Origin of the sequence: Alkalibacillus silvisoli, from assembly GCF_039521975.1 — a bacterium.
GTDB lineage: Bacteria > Bacillota > Bacilli > Bacillales > Alkalibacillaceae > Alkalibacillus > Alkalibacillus silvisoli.
Genome location: NZ_BAAACZ010000009.1, coordinates 249809 through 264260, shown reverse-complemented (window position 1 = coordinate 264260; position 14452 = coordinate 249809). Strand labels below are relative to the sequence as shown.

General features: G+C 35.2%; 17 protein-coding genes. All 17 read right to left on the bottom strand.

What is annotated here, in order from left to right; genetic code table 11:
- Position 1 precedes the first annotated feature (1 nt).
- Positions 2–700: a tRNA (adenine(22)-N(1))-methyltransferase gene (locus tag ABDZ63_RS05495; protein WP_343782301.1), complete on the bottom strand. Its 699-nt coding sequence runs from the start codon at positions 698–700 to the stop codon at positions 2–4.
- Between the two features lie 110 nt (positions 701–810).
- On the bottom strand, positions 811–1167 hold the full coding sequence (locus tag ABDZ63_RS05490) for a c-type cytochrome (protein ID WP_343782300.1): 357 nt from the start codon (positions 1165–1167) through the stop codon (positions 811–813).
- Positions 1168–1266: 99 nt separating this feature from the next.
- Positions 1267–1809: a hypothetical protein gene (locus tag ABDZ63_RS05485; RefSeq protein ID WP_343782299.1), complete on the bottom strand. Its 543-nt coding sequence runs from the start codon at positions 1807–1809 to the stop codon at positions 1267–1269.
- Positions 1810–1835: 26 nt separating this feature from the next.
- A complete protein-coding gene (gene rpoD, locus ABDZ63_RS05480) occupies positions 1836–2969 on the bottom strand; it encodes an RNA polymerase sigma factor RpoD (protein ID WP_343782297.1) in 1134 nt (377 codons plus the stop codon).
- A 25-nt stretch (positions 2970–2994) separates the two neighbouring features.
- Positions 2995–4824 carry a DNA primase gene (dnaG, locus tag ABDZ63_RS05475; RefSeq protein WP_343782296.1) on the bottom strand — a complete coding sequence of 610 codons (1830 nt, stop codon included), beginning with the start codon at positions 4822–4824 and terminating at the stop codon, positions 2995–2997.
- Between the two features lie 411 nt (positions 4825–5235).
- Positions 5236–6036, bottom strand: a complete 801-nt coding sequence (locus ABDZ63_RS05470; RefSeq protein WP_343782295.1) for a pyruvate, water dikinase regulatory protein — start codon at positions 6034–6036, stop codon at positions 5236–5238.
- Positions 6037–6050: 14 nt separating this feature from the next.
- Positions 6051–6680: a transcriptional regulator CcpN gene (gene ccpN / locus ABDZ63_RS05465; protein ID WP_343782294.1), complete on the bottom strand. Its 630-nt coding sequence runs from the start codon at positions 6678–6680 to the stop codon at positions 6051–6053.
- Positions 6681–7089: 409 nt separating this feature from the next.
- Entirely contained in the window at positions 7090–7827 is a 738-nt protein-coding gene (recO, locus tag ABDZ63_RS05460) for a DNA repair protein RecO (protein WP_343782293.1), read from the bottom strand.
- Positions 7828–7850: 23 nt separating this feature from the next.
- Positions 7851–7994, bottom strand: a complete 144-nt coding sequence (locus ABDZ63_RS05455) for a YqzL family protein (protein ID WP_343782292.1) — start codon at positions 7992–7994, stop codon at positions 7851–7853.
- 115 nt (positions 7995–8109) lie between these two features.
- A complete protein-coding gene (era, locus tag ABDZ63_RS05450) occupies positions 8110–9015 on the bottom strand; it encodes a GTPase Era (RefSeq protein WP_343782291.1) in 906 nt (301 codons plus the stop codon).
- Between the two features lie 135 nt (positions 9016–9150).
- Positions 9151–9507, bottom strand: coding sequence for a diacylglycerol kinase family protein (locus ABDZ63_RS05445; RefSeq protein WP_343782290.1), 357 nt, complete (start codon positions 9505–9507; stop codon positions 9151–9153).
- A complete protein-coding gene (gene ybeY / locus ABDZ63_RS05440; RefSeq protein ID WP_425541944.1) occupies positions 9497–9970 on the bottom strand; it encodes an rRNA maturation RNase YbeY in 474 nt (157 codons plus the stop codon). Before ybeY ends, ABDZ63_RS05445 begins: the two co-directional genes overlap by 11 nt.
- On the bottom strand, positions 9967–11418 hold the full coding sequence (locus tag ABDZ63_RS05435) for an HD family phosphohydrolase (RefSeq protein ID WP_343782288.1): 1452 nt from the start codon (positions 11416–11418) through the stop codon (positions 9967–9969). Before ABDZ63_RS05435 ends, ybeY begins: the two co-directional genes overlap by 4 nt.
- A 26-nt stretch (positions 11419–11444) precedes the next feature.
- A complete protein-coding gene (locus tag ABDZ63_RS05430; RefSeq protein WP_343782287.1) occupies positions 11445–12398 on the bottom strand; it encodes a PhoH family protein in 954 nt (317 codons plus the stop codon).
- 3 nt (positions 12399–12401) lie between these two features.
- Positions 12402–13535, bottom strand: a complete 1134-nt coding sequence (yqfD, locus tag ABDZ63_RS05425) for a sporulation protein YqfD (RefSeq protein WP_343782286.1) — start codon at positions 13533–13535, stop codon at positions 12402–12404.
- Between the two features lie 46 nt (positions 13536–13581).
- The gene (yqfC, locus tag ABDZ63_RS05420) at positions 13582–13869 is read right to left on the bottom strand and encodes a sporulation protein YqfC (RefSeq protein WP_343782284.1); all 288 of its coding nucleotides are present in this window, start codon (positions 13867–13869) and stop codon (positions 13582–13584) included.
- Positions 13870–13945: 76 nt separating this feature from the next.
- On the bottom strand, positions 13946–14431 hold the full coding sequence (locus ABDZ63_RS05415; RefSeq protein WP_343782283.1) for a hypothetical protein: 486 nt from the start codon (positions 14429–14431) through the stop codon (positions 13946–13948).
- Positions 14432–14452 lie beyond the last annotated feature (21 nt).

Below are 14452 nucleotides of genomic sequence, written 5' to 3'. Positions count from 1 at the left end.
ATTAATTAAAAACCTCCTCTTCAATCCACTGTATTTGTTGTTTGAACTCTTTAATTTTTAGTTCATTAGGCTGTTTTGCTTGTTTCATCTGTTCGATGATCGATTTCTTTTTGTAATAGACTTGCTTCCATTTTTGATAAAATGCCTTATTTTTTGATTGTAACATAACAGGTCCTAAATATATTTGTTTTCCAGTATAATCGACTGAGGTGTCACTAGGTGTTAAGACGACTAATTCATAAATATAGCCATCTTCTAAAATGACATCTTCATTAATGATTTCATACTGGTAATCAATTGCGAATTGCCGAATAGAACTAGCATCAATGTTTGGTTGTAATACTAACGTTTTAACACCTTCTAATACGTGCATGCCTTGTTTTAATATATTTGTAATCAATGAGCCACCCATACCAGCAATTGTGATACAATCAACTTCTCTGTTCTCAAGAATTTGGAGCCCATCACCTAATCTTACATCAATTCTTTCCGTTAGTTGTGCTGATTCAACTTGGTGTACTGCCGCATGATATGGCCCTTCATTTACTTCACCTGCAATCGCAAATACATTTGGACGTTCTAGACATACTTGGCACGGCAAATAAGCATGATCTGAGCCAATATCTGCGAAAGTTTGAACCTCATGAGGAATCATATCCTTAACTTTGTTGAGCCTTTTAGATAAACCAATCTCCTGCATAATTATTCTCCTGTAATTTAATATTAAATTTTTCTAAAAATAAAAGTCCAGAAACGGTCGTCTGCAAGGTCGTCTTACAAACATGCTCCTGGACTTCTTTATTTAAGATGTTACTGTTCCATTATCCACTCAGCTAATATCTCTGCTTCTTCAGTGGTCGCATAGTCTCCAGTCATGATTGAACTTCCCTCAACACCATTATCAATAATGTCTTCTAGTTCTTCAATTGAGAAACGGTCACCAGCACCTTGTAGCTCTGGACCACTTGCACCTTCTAAATCGCCACCGTGACAGGACATGCAGTTTTGTTCATAAATCGCTTCTGGATTTTCTGCTGTTTCTTCTGTCTCTTCAGTTGCATCCTCAGCATGGCGCAATTGATCTAAGCCAATACCACCCATAACAATCATTGCAACAATACCTAATATTGCAATTGTTACATATGGTATAATTGGATTTCTGCTCATGTGTTTTCTTCCTCCTTATGTCACCTAATATGTATCCCAAAACTATATATATTTTACTCGAAAAAGCGTTCAACGGAAAGGGTTAAAATGTGAAATTTATTATAAAAATATGAAAATCATAAATAATATAACCCCAATAAAACCAGAAGCAATCAAATAATGGTACCTAAAAACAAAGCCTGTTACAATCCATAGTAAACAGTGAAAGATTACTGCTGTATTTAAAACAAAGCCTTGTCCATACAATGAATGAATAATTGAAATAGTACTAATTAATAAGACTAAAAAAAATAGCATAATTGGTATATGAATCAATGATTTTGACTTACGTTTGTACCAATAAATATGAAATGAAATTACAAGCAATATCACCGTGTAGATTAAAATGTCTAATGCCATTCCAAATTGATACACGATCATCAAAATTAATGATAGAGGTAGAAGGAGTAGTAAAAGAACGATATCAATGTAAAAGAAGACATGGTGTGATCTTCTTTGTTTTGGTTCTGTACTTTCTTCTACCCCTTCTCCATACGTATATAAAGCTAATAAAAAATCACAATACTCTGCTGGCAATAATTTAGATTGCTTCCAATGTTTGATCTCATCAATAATAACTTGCTTGTGATCACCATTTCCCATTTTGCACCTCCGAAGATAAGGAGAGGTTATTCTAAAAAGTCTTTTAGACGTTTACTTCGGCTAGGGTGCCTTAACTTCCTTAATGCTTTAGCCTCAATTTGGCGAATACGCTCTCTTGTAACACCAAACACTTTACCTACTTCTTCTAATGTACGTGTTCTTCCATCATCTAAACCGAAACGCAATCTTAACACATTTTCTTCTCGGTCTGTTAATGTATCTAACACATCCTCAAGCTGTTCTTTAAGAAGCTCATAAGCTGCATGATCTGAGGGTGAAGTCGCTTCTTGGTCTTCAATGAAATCACCCAAGTGTGAATCATCTTCTTCACCAATTGGTGTTTCTAATGAGACTGGTTCTTGAGCAATCTTTAAAATCTCACGTACTTTGTCAGGCGTTAAGTCCATCTCTTCAGCAATTTCTTCTGGTACTGGTTCGCGTCCTAAGTCTTGTAGTAATTGTCGCTGAACACGAATTAATTTATTAATTGTTTCGACCATATGAACAGGAATACGAATTGTTCTCGCTTGGTCAGCAATAGCTCTTGTAATAGCTTGCCTAATCCACCAAGTCGCATACGTACTGAACTTGAAGCCTTTTCGGTAATCGAACTTCTCAACGGCCTTAATCAGACCCATATTACCTTCTTGGATTAAGTCCAAAAACAACATTCCTCGACCTACATAACGCTTTGCAATACTTACTACTAGTCTTAAGTTAGCTTCAGAAAGACGTCGTTTTGCTTCTTCATCACCTTGTTCGATTCGATTGGCTAATTCAATTTCTTCATCAGCTGAAAGTAAATCAACCCGACCAATTTCTTTAAGGTACATACGAACAGGGTCGTTAATTTTCACACCTGGAGGTACACTTAGATCAGTTAAATCAAATTCTTCTTCTTTAGCGATTTTTTGTATATTTGGATCATCATTTTCGCCAATAATATCGATCCCTTGGTCAGCTAATTGCTCATAAAATTCATCCATTTGTTCAGAGTCAAGGTCGAAGTGACCTAATTTATCAGCAATTTCCTCGTAAACGAGCACACCTCGTTTTTTACCCATTTCAAGTAACTGTTCTTTTGCTTGATCAACAGTTAAATCCTGCTCTTGAGTTTGATCTTGTCCAACTTCTTTTGATTCTATTGGCTTCTCAGCCATGATACCCCTCCTTCCAAACCGACTGCTACAGCTTGGATTTATTACTTTTTTTCCTCAATTCTAGAATTTTCATACCTATTCTCGCAGCAGATTTAGGATCACTTTCTTTTTCTGCATTTTTTAACATTTTTTCTAAAGACCGTATTTCTTGGTCAATATCTGCCTCTTTCAAAATGGCAAACAAATAATCATCTAATTCTTCTCTCTCTAATGATTCATTTATAGATAAAACAGCTAATTCAGCAACCAACTGCTTTAACGACTCATCTGGCAACTTCTCCATCAATCGACTGGCATTAGGCTCATTTCCTTCCTCATAATATGCATATAAGTAAGTAACTAATACTTGATGTTCTTGCATATTAAATTTAGAGCCTATTCGATCTTGCACTTGAGTTGCAATATAGTCATTTTGAAGCATATGAGCTATTAAATGACGTTCTGCGTTTTGATATGCTGGATAAATTTTTTCGCGTTTTCTAGTATGTTTTTCCCTATTTTCATCATACTTAACACGATTATCTTGTTCATTCTGGTGGTTATTTATTCTTCTGCGCTCTATAATTTCGTTTTCTAAGGTTTCACGATATAAGTCAAAAGTCTCTTCTAATTCTTTAAGATATACATCACGTTCAACTGCATGATCAACGGTTGCTACTAAATCGAGCGCCTTTTCAATGTAAGCTAATTGATCATGTTTCGCTTGTAAATTATAGTCTTTTTTTAAGTAGTTTAACGCAAACGCAATATATGATTCAGCTGAACCTAAAACTTGGTTTTGGAATTTCTCAGGTCCATAAGTATCAATGAAATCATCAGGGTCCATTTGGTATGGAACATTGGCAACTAACACATCTAATCCAACTTCTTTAAGTTGCTCAGCTGTTTTGTAACTCGCATCCTTACCAGCTTGATCACCATCAAAGCAAATAACAACACGATCAACATAGCGCTTTAAAAGGTTAGATTGATACTTAGTCAAACTCGTTCCTAAAGTGGCCACAGCATGATAAACATTAGCTTGGTAGGCTTTTATAACATCAGCATATCCTTCAAATAACACAACTTCCTTCTGCTTTTGAAAATGTTTCCTAGCTTCATAAAAGTTGTATAAAAGTTTCCCCTTTTGGAAAAGCTTAGAATCAGGGCTGTTTAAGTATTTTGGTTCAATTCCATCTTCAATGGCTCGTCCACCAAAACCGACAACTTTACCTTGATGGTTTTGGATTGGGAATATAACTCGACCTTTAAAACGGTCAAAAAAGGTATTCCCATCTCGGCTACTCAATAAACCTACCTCTAACAAGTTTTCGAGTTTAAAACCTTTATTCTGTAGGAATGTTGATAAGAATTGATCCTTGTTTGGCGAGTATCCTAATTGAAACTGTTCGATATCGCTTTGTTCAAATCCTCTTTTTTGTAAATAATTGTGCCCTTCTTTTCCGTCTGAAGTATATTTTAAGACATGATGGAAAAGTTTAGTCGACCATTCATACCCTTCTAATGCTGTTTTCAAAGCATCAGATAAAAAAGGCTCATTGGAACCTTGGACATATTGTTCAGGCAGTGGTTCACCCGTTTTGTCAGCTAGGTTTTGAACCGCTTCAATAAATGAAATCGAATCTAATTCCATGGTAAACTTAATGACATTCCCACCTTTACCACACCCGAAGCAATGAAAAATTTGCTTATCGGGGGATACTGAGAATGAAGGTGTGTTCTCACCATGGAATGGACACAGACCGAAGTAATTCCGACCTTTCCTTGTCAGTTGGATATGCTCACCAATCACATCTACAATATCATTTTTAGATACGATTTGATCAATGAGTTCATCTGGGATTTTATGTTGCATATAGATCACCATATAGTTATTTATTCGATAAAAGAACTTAAATCCCTTCAAGAATCGACATTTTTTAAGAAATAATCTCTTTTAATAGCGTTTGCGTTTTTAATCACTTTAAGTCATGCCATTTTTTCGTTTAAATCATCACAAATATGAATTATAACTCAAAATATTGTTTAACGCTAATAGTTTAACTAAAAAATGTCGTCGTTTGACACAATGAAACGAACCTGAGAAGAAAACGTATTTGAAAACACCCAATTTAAAATGAGATTAAAACTAATTGGAACAATAGAAAATCCGAACGATTCATTAGATCTGAACTCGTTCGGATTTTTGCGATTCTCTAACATTCTTAAAAAAACCTGAATGTTGATTAATTGAGGTGACACCTTTTACCTTGTTCCCAGACTTAATTTATTTTTTCACAGTACTTAATATAGCATTAGCTGTTTCTTCAACGGCCTTTGTTGATACATCAATTGTTTTACAACCAATCTTCTCAACTACTTTGTTAAAATGACTTATTTCTTCTTGAATCCGGTTATATTGTGCGTAGTTAGCATTCCCATCCAAACCTAAAGACTTAAGTCGTTCTGTTCTTATATGGTTTAGTTTGTCTGCACTAATATTTAAACCAATACACTTACTGGGATGGACTTGAAATAACTCTTCTGGTGGCTCAACTTCTGGGACAATTGGCACATTAGCCACTTTCAACTTTTTATGCGCTAAAAATTGTGATAATGGTGTCTTAGAAGTTCGGGAAACTCCAATCAGAACTAGATCTGCCTTAAGAATCCCTTTAGCATCACGTCCATCATCATACTTTACTGCAAACTCAATTGCTTCAATTCGTTTATAATAATCTTCATCTAGTTTATGGACTAACCCCGGTTTTAATACAGGTTGTTGTCCTAAATGATTTTCTAAGTTTTCAATTAATGGTCCTAATAAATCAAGTGTCACAAGGTCTAACTCTTCTGCTAGATTTTCAATTCTTTGTCGGTACTCTGGTTTAACTAATGTATACGCGATTAGACTACCGTTGTCTTTTGCTGTATATACCGCTTCTTCTAAAGTTTCGAAGTCGTCTACATATGGGATTCTTTGAATTTGCATATTGGCATCGGTAAATTGACTTATAGCCGCTTTTGCCATTAACTCTGCTGTTTCTCCAACTGAATCAGAAATTATGTAGAAAGTTTTTGGGTGCATTGCTTTTCCCCCCTTTAAACGTCTTCATTTTTTACAAGCTCTACAAAAGCTTTTGTAATATTTGTTTTCGTTAATCTTCCAATGACTTCTAAACCTTTTCCTTTTTCTTGAACAACTGGTAAAGCATCGATTTGGTTTTCAATCAACTTAATTCCAGCATCTATTAATAAGTCATCTTTCTGACACACTTTAATTTTCGGTAATCGTGTCATAATGATATGTACAGGAACCTCAGTTAAGTCTTGTTGTCCTATACTTGTCCTTAACAAATCTTTTCTAGATAACACACCAACTAACATCCCATGATGATCTACTACGAATAGAGTCCCTACATCCTCTAAAAACATTGTTGTAATTGCATCATATGCGTTTGCTTGATCATTAACAACAACAGGGATGGAATGATAATCTCTTACAGATAACTTTTTAATTTTATCTGTTAATAATTCACTACCTGTTTTACCTGTATAAAAGTATCCCACTCTTGGCCTAGCATCTAAAAAGCCAGCCATAGTTAATATGGCTAAATCTGGTCTTAATGTTGCACGGGTTAAGTTTAGTTCATCTGCAATATTTTCACCTGTAATCGGACCATGTTTTTTAACGATTTCTAATATTTGCTCTTGACGGTGAGTCAAGTCCATCGCCTTTCACCACCTTTAATGATGTCATACTTCCGCATATATTATATACTATTTTGGCGATTTTTTAAATAATGAGTGATATTTTTAAAATTTGTCATACTATTTCTTTTAAATTACGCTCTGTTAAAGTCCGTTGTTGTTATTGTGATTCGCTTTCGGTGGACGCTTTCACCAAAAGGGCACAAGTGCAACATCTGCTCAAACTTCCCTACGGTCATTTGTCGCAGTGTTTTCTTTGCCGCAGCACAAATCAGAGCCAAACAGCTTCATCGATTAAACATCTTAGTGTTTTGCACTAGAGGAAGCCTACTTCGGAGCGTTACTAGCCAGACTAAAGGTGCATCTCTCGGCCCAAAAGCGTGGCCTTTAGAGGTCTTAGAGACTCGTGCTATTCCTGTGACGAGAGCGGTTAAAAGAGATGAATTTGATCTAAGAAACGTTTTGACTTAATGGTCATTCCACCATAATAGTCATAATATTGTTCTAGAATGGTTTTGATTAAGTTAAGCGAGTCTTCCTTGATTGATATGTCTTTAATATTTGCTAAGCTGCGACTGCTCATCAATCTTAACACATGATAAACATGCGGTGAAAGCACAAACAAATCGGAAACACGGTATTTACATTGCTGACAAACTACACCACCTTCTTTTACAGAGAAACCGGCAATAGGTTCATTCTCATGCCCATTCACACATTGGTGTAATACGGGCGCAAAGCCTCCAATGTGATATAATTTCAATTCATACATTAATGAAATTGCTAATGGCGGTACATCTTCTTCCATCCTTTCAAAACTAATTAACAACTCATTAAAAAGTGGTCTGTTTGGTTCTCTTTCATTAACAAGCTTTGTTGTTAATTCTCCCATATATGTAGCATAGGCTGTTTTAACAATATCTTCTCTAATATGCCTCATACTATGTAATATTTCACCTTGGTGAACAGTGCCTAACCCCTTACTTAAATAAACTAAGTATTGTCCATATATAAATGGCTGCGTCACCGCAGCCATTCGACTTTTTGACTTTTTAGCACCTCTTGCAACAGCGCTAATCATCCCATATTCTTCAGTTAAAAATGTTATAATTTTGTTCGTTTCGCCGTAATCTTGTGTTCTTAAAATAATACCATTAACTTGTTCCAATTCCCCTCACCACTCTCTTTTCATTATGTTTTGGGGTTTAATGTCGACAAATCCTTAGAATGACTGTCTTTTGGTGTGTGTGATTTTAAGTCCTCTACCTGTTTCATCAATAAATATGCTTCAACATTCCCTGTCTTCTCAAAAACCTTCCATGGTATGTCAAACATCATATTCTCCACCTTTCAGCTTGAATTTAACTGAAAAACCTTAATCCTATTTTCACCTGAATGAAACAGTTCATAAGTAAAAATTATTACCAGTTATAATTTGTAAAGTGGTTGTTTAATAATCATCTTCTTTATAGCCATAATCACGCAGATGAAATACACGATTACGCCAATCTTTTTGAACTTTAACCCATAATTCCAAGAACACACCTGAACCTAATAAAGCTTCAATATCCTTTCTTGCCTCAGTACCAATCTGCTTTAACATTTTCCCTTGTTTCCCTATTATAATGCCTTTTTGTGATTTTCGTTCCACAATAATAGTAGCCTGTACATCGATTATATCTTTTTCTTCTCTTGATTTAATTGAATCAATAACAACAGCAATAGAATGTGGAATTTCTTCATGCGTATGGTGTAATACTTTCTCCCTGACTAATTCACTAATGATAAAGCGCTCGGGATGGTCTGTTATTTGATCTTCTGGATAATATTGCGGTCCTTCTGGTAGCTTTTTAGTTAATACATCTAACAGGTGGTCTGTATTGTTACCCTCTAGTGCCGAGATGGGTACTATTTCATCAAAATCAAGCTTTTCCCTATAAGTATCAATGATTGGTAGTAATTGATCTGGGTGAACTTGATCAATTTTATTAATGACTAATACAACTGGGTTACTTACTTGTTTAAGCTTTTCGATAATAAATTCGTCACCTTTTCCGTACCCTTCATCGGCATTCACCATAAACATAATGACATCTACTTCATTTAATGTATCAATGGCTGATTTCACCATAAAATCTCCTAAGCGATGTTTAGGTTTATGGATACCTGGTGTATCTATAAATACGAATTGTGCTTCGTCTGTAGTTACTACACCTTGGATTTTGTTACGCGTCGTTTGGGGTTTGTCACTCATAATCGCGATTTTCTCCCCGATCACACGGTTCATAAACGTCGATTTACCTACATTCGGTCGTCCAATAATTGCAATAAAACCTGAGTGAAATTGTTCTGTCATATAAATGCTCTCCTATTCAATGCTGTTAAGTTTAGTGTACTATAAAAATAATTCAAATTCACATAATCGACAAATGTTTTGCGAATAAAATAAAACCCGCAATTTAGCGAGTTATTGAAACGAACCGATTATGATTTAAAATAATCCTAAAATCTTAGGTAAGAAAATAATAATTCCTACTAAAGCTGCAAAAGTAGCCGCTACTAGTACAGCAGCAGCGCTTATATCTTTAATCAACTTGGCTTTTTCGTGTTTATCCTCAAATAATACATCTGTAATAAGCTCTATAACGGTATTGACTAATTCTAGTGCTAAAACTAAGCCAATCGCTAATAAAACAAATAACCACTCCAAACGCGAAAGTCCAAATAAAAGACCCGCAAAAAGTGTGATAAACATGATTACAAAATGGACTTTAATATTATGCTCTGTTTTTAAAGCAGAATAAAAACCCGATATAGCATACTTAAGTCCGACCCGATTATGTTTCATAACGCTTTAACCCAAACTTTTGTAAAATGGTTTCTTGTTTCTCAAACATCTTTTTCTCGTCTTCCTCAGAATCATGATCAAAACCTAATAGGTGCAAAAAGCCATGGACTGCTAAGAAAGCAAATTCCCTGTCTAATGAATGCCCGTATTCATGAGCTTGTTCCTTCGCACGGTCTATTGAAATGATAATATCACCTAAATGGATAGGAAGGTCATCTCCAACTACCTCTAATTCCCCTTCACCTTGCTCTTCTAAAGCAAAAGAAATGACATCTGTTGCATAGTCTTTATCACGGTAGTCACGGTTAATTTGTCTAATGTCTTCATCCTTAACAAACGTGACAGACACTTCAGCTTCTTCTTCTACTGACTCTTGTTGAGCTGTGAACTCTAACACTTCATTAATTAATTTCAATTGATCATTTTTAATTTCATTTGTTTCATCGACTAGATCTATATTCATGATGATGAGCCCTCCTTAACGTCCTCGTTGTCATCAAACTCTGGATACTCTATACGTGAATGGAATATACCATTTAGCATGTCACATATCGATTCTTCTATTACTCTTAAGTCTTTCAAGGTTAACTGACTATCGTCTAATTGTCCATCAATTAGACGATCATGAATGATAGCACGAACAATTTGCCTAATTTCATCGACGGTAGGATTAGTCTTGGAACGTACAGCTGCTTCTACAGAATCACAGATATTAATGACAGCAGATTCTTTAGACTGTGGTGTTGGACCAATATAACGGAACTTCTCTTCTAATACATCTTCACCTTGCTCTTTAGCTTGATAGTAAAAGTATTTTAACAACGTTGTTCCGTGATGCTGTTCAGTAATATCAATAATTTCTTCTGGAATTCCATACTCACGGAGAACCGCTGCACCTTCAAAGGGGTGTTTTAAGATGATTTCTGCGCTCACTATTGGACTTAAATCATCATGTGGGTTGGTTATATTATGTTGGTTCTCTATAAAGTATTTAGGTTGAAATGACTTACCAATATCATGATAATAAGCTGCAACACGAGCCAACAATCCATTAGCGCCAATTGCTTCACAAGCTGATTCACTTAAATTTGCCACCATAACACTATGATGATATGTGCCGGGAGCTTTCACTAAAATTTGTTTTAATAACGGGTGATTAGGGTTCGCTAGTGTTAAGAGTTTGGACTCTGTTAGTAAGTTAAGACTCGCTTCAAATAACGGAAATAACCCTAAGATTAATACAGCTGAAACAAATATCGATAATACAGCAAATATAAAAGCCGTTACTGTTTCTACTGATAATAAGCCTTCAATAGATCGAACTTGAAATGCAGCCACAATACCAATATGTAAAATAATAACGGGAATCGATGTTTTAAACAACGATAGCCGGTCTGTTATAAAATCGTATAGAAAAATCGCAAACCATTGTGATAATAAAAAGTAGATTAAAACATATAAAAACTGATTTAGATCACCTTGTAATGTAAAAATCAAACTTCCCATAATTGCGATTAAAACTGATGATACAATTGCAAAGCGTTCATGGACTAAATAAGTCGTTAATACGGCGTATGCTGCAATTGGAACAATGTAAAAGAGCGATTCTACATTAGGGCCAAATGTTTGAATCGCACTAATTAAAAGAAGCATACCACCACTTAACAAGGTGTTGGCCAATGACATATTTTTCGTCCACTCTTTATAATAATTAACTTCTAATGACAAAATTAACGTAAACAAAACAGCTACTAAACCCGTAAGAATTAACTCATGTTCACCCACATAGCCTTGAAAGTAATACGCAGACATAATAAGCACAAAAATAATCGGTGCTGTAATTGCTGTAGTAACAACACTAAGGTTTCCACCTCTTGCCTTACTGTGTTTTCTCCACTTCCGCTTCCCCATATCCATTCCCCAGTACTAAAAATAATTTACTCTTCATACGCATCAATAATTCGTTGCACTAACGGGTGTCTAACTACATCAGAACCTTTTAGGTAATTAAAAGAGATTCCTTTAACACTAGATAATTTATTTTCTACAACTTTCAATCCTGATGTCACACCTTTTGGTAGGTCGATTTGTGTAATATCACCCGTAACGACCATTTTGGAGCCAAAACCTAATCGTGTTAAAAACATCTTTATTTGTTCAGGTGTTGTGTTTTGTGCTTCATCCAATATGACAAATGCATCGTCTAAGGTTCTACCACGCATATACGCTAAAGGAGCGATTTCAATCGTACCTCTTTCCATGAGCCTTGCTGTATGTTCAGTACCAATTACATCGTGTAAGGCATCATATAATGGACGTAAGTATGGATCAACCTTCTCCTTTAAGTCCCCTGGTAAAAAACCCAAACTTTCTCCTGCCTCAACAGCGGGACGAGTCAGAATTAACCGTTTAACTTCTCCATTCCGTAAAGCTTTAGCTGCCATAACTACAGCCAAATAAGTCTTACCTGTACCAGCAGGACCTACACCAAATACTAAGTCGTTCGCCTTCATTGCAGAAACGTAATCACGCTGACCTAGTGTTTTCACCCTTATTGGTTTTCCGTTTTGATTTTTAGTAATTTCATCTTCAAATAAAGTTTCGAATTGCTCTAGCTTATCTGTTCTAGCTAGCTCTATTCCATAAATGATATCTCTTTCTGTTACGGTTATCCCCTTTTTAATAACTTTAAGGACTTTTTGTAACAGTTCATGAACCATTTCGATATCTTCTTGATTGCCTTCAATCTTTATTTGACCGCCCCGCGTTATAATTTTAACTGGTAAATATTCTTCTATTTGCTTAATGTGACGATCGTTTGTGCCAAATAAATTTAACGTGTCATTATGGTCTTCAAGATGTAAATTAATCGTTTGTTTTCTTGCTTGCATACATCAATCTCCTTGGTCGATTATTTGTTCTTCGGTAATATCTTCTAGAACTTTAACAAACATTTCTAATTTTACTTTATCACTGTCCCTCTCCTCGTGCAAAACTTTTTGGTAAATGATATCAACCGATTGTCCTAGCTTACGTTTTAACTGATCTTCTACAATTTCTTGAACATGATGGTCGACTTCAGTCTCAGTTATTTCTTCATCTTCTCCATAAAAGTAATGCTCATGAAAAGATATCGGTAATTCCCAATTCAAAAAATAAATCGGCCGATCATTGGTTAATAGCAACCTTTTATCACCTGAACTACGAGGCATCCATTCTAAACTTTCAAACAGTGATATTGAGTAACGTTTTTGGGGATCTGAGCTTAAGGAGAGTAAATACTGTGATAAATCAACGGTTACATCGATTTCATACCAAACTTCTGCAATAACTTCTCCCTCAGCATATGTTAATACTTCGCCATCTTCATCCAATTCTCCTGTAACTAACACATCACCTTTTTCAACGAAATCACTAATTTCAACTAATGGTCGTCCATTAATAACAAACATAGAATCAACAGTACCTGCTTTACTTGCCACAAGATTAGCTGGGTCTTGTTCAACATTTGGTTCCATTGTTTCAGATTCTTCGATTAAAATATTATAGGAACTTCCACTTTTACTTATACCTACGTAGGAAACCTCATCAATATTATTCATGATTTCTCTTTCAATTGTACTGATATCCTCCATATTTTGAACCCAATTCCCTTGTTTTAATCCTAATGTATCTAACAATTCATTTACTTCATAACGTGTCTCTGGACTACCACCATCAACTGCAACATTCCAAACAACATTTGATAGAACAAGAATAAATAAAAATGATAAGACAACTCCAACTAGTGGTGGAATCCACTTTTTGCGCTTACTATAAAAAAAAGGCATTCCATATCTGTTTTTAAACTTTAGTTTACAATTGTACTTCTTCCGTTTCGCTTTCATAGTTGATATAGCTAAATAATTTACCTGAACCATTACGGTATTCTCATCAATACGTGAAACATTTTCAATTTGGATACCTTCAACACTAAGACTAGTTAAAAATTGTTCAACTTGTCCACCTTTAACTACAACTTCAACCATTCCCCGATAAGACAACTTCTTTCTAATGAAAGCTCCTCCTTTCAAATTATGTATTAGAACTCTCCCAACCAACTGAATCAATAACTCCTTCAATGACAATTTCTTCAGCTAATAAATTTTTTATAACCAGCTGCTTTCCCTTAATTCTAATTGTACCTTGGTCTTGTTTAATAATAATTTCATGTTCATTGAAGTTTAGTAAGCCTTTATGATTTTCAATATATAAATGGATGTTTCCAATCATCGTAACGCGCGGATAATCATAGATGACATCTTTAGGTAACATTCCATAATTTGTAAAAAGTCGATTAAGTTTACCTGGGATGTATTTCATTCTGTTACCCCCTATCATCATCAATGTATGAAAAAAACACAGGATGTATACTACATCCTGTGTTTCAAAACAAAAATTATATGGTACGTTGTTTTTTAGACTTTGGTTTACCAAGTACTTCAGCCATAATCACACTTTCTACAATTCTTTTTCTCGTAATATTATGGTAGACTGAAACCCTTGAAATTGTTGGTCGGTCTTCATCGGCTAGTGATCCGCTTTTGATTGCATCCATTCCACCAATCGCTTCACTTTGTATAGAATCTAAAGCTTGAGTTTCAACTTCTTCTAAGCGCTCTTTAGAATCTTGCATAGCCTCATACCAACTAGATGTTTGACTAGATATTTCATCGAGTTTCTCTTGGTTTTTCTGTTGAACAGTTTCCATCGCTTGCTCAGCCTGATCCCGGTTAGGGGTTTTTGGTATGTTTTCTCCAAAAACTGGAGGACGATCTTGCCTTTCTCCACCCTTTTGCTCTCTTTGGAACAAACTTAACAAACCAACTAATACCGCGATGATTATAAATATATTGCCAACGATCACTTCAAATAAACCACCCATAATTATCGACTCTCCTTAATA

Bases quoted from the DNA above. Each gene is read 5' to 3' on its own strand.
- ABDZ63_RS05415 (WP_343782283.1), bottom strand. From the start codon at position 14,431: ATGGGTGGTTTATTTGAAGTGATCGTTGGCAATATATTTATAATCATC.
- dnaG (WP_343782296.1), bottom strand. From the start codon at position 4,824: ATGCAACATAAAATCCCAGATGAACTCATTGATCAAATCGTATCTAAA.
- ABDZ63_RS05495 (WP_343782301.1), bottom strand. From the start codon at position 700: ATGCAGGAGATTGGTTTATCTAAAAGGCTCAACAAAGTTAAGGATATG.
- ABDZ63_RS05470 (WP_343782295.1), bottom strand. From the start codon at position 6,036: ATGCACCCAAAAACTTTCTACATAATTTCTGATTCAGTTGGAGAAACA.
- ybeY (WP_425541944.1), bottom strand. From the start codon at position 9,970: ATGAATATAGATCTAGTCGATGAAACAAATGAAATTAAAAATGATCAA.
- yqfC (WP_343782284.1), bottom strand. From the start codon at position 13,869: ATGAAATACATCCCAGGTAAACTTAATCGACTTTTTACAAATTATGGA.
- ABDZ63_RS05435 (WP_343782288.1), bottom strand. From the start codon at position 11,418: ATGGGGAAGCGGAAGTGGAGAAAACACAGTAAGGCAAGAGGTGGAAAC.
- ABDZ63_RS05430 (WP_343782287.1), bottom strand. From the start codon at position 12,398: ATGCAAGCAAGAAAACAAACGATTAATTTACATCTTGAAGACCATAAT.
- ccpN (WP_343782294.1), bottom strand. From the start codon at position 6,680: ATGGACTTGACTCACCGTCAAGAGCAAATATTAGAAATCGTTAAAAAA.
- ABDZ63_RS05485 (WP_343782299.1), bottom strand. From the start codon at position 1,809: ATGGGAAATGGTGATCACAAGCAAGTTATTATTGATGAGATCAAACAT.
- yqfD (WP_343782286.1), bottom strand. From the start codon at position 13,535: ATGGTTGAAGTTGTAGTTAAAGGTGGACAAGTTGAACAATTTTTAACT.
- rpoD (WP_343782297.1), bottom strand. From the start codon at position 2,969: ATGGCTGAGAAGCCAATAGAATCAAAAGAAGTTGGACAAGATCAAACT.
- era (WP_343782291.1), bottom strand. From the start codon at position 9,015: ATGACAGAACAATTTCACTCAGGTTTTATTGCAATTATTGGACGACCG.
- ABDZ63_RS05445 (WP_343782290.1), bottom strand. From the start codon at position 9,507: ATGAAACATAATCGGGTCGGACTTAAGTATGCTATATCGGGTTTTTAT.
- ABDZ63_RS05455 (WP_343782292.1), bottom strand. From the start codon at position 7,994: ATGTTTGACATACCATGGAAGGTTTTTGAGAAGACAGGGAATGTTGAA.
- ABDZ63_RS05490 (WP_343782300.1), bottom strand. From the start codon at position 1,167: ATGAGCAGAAATCCAATTATACCATATGTAACAATTGCAATATTAGGT.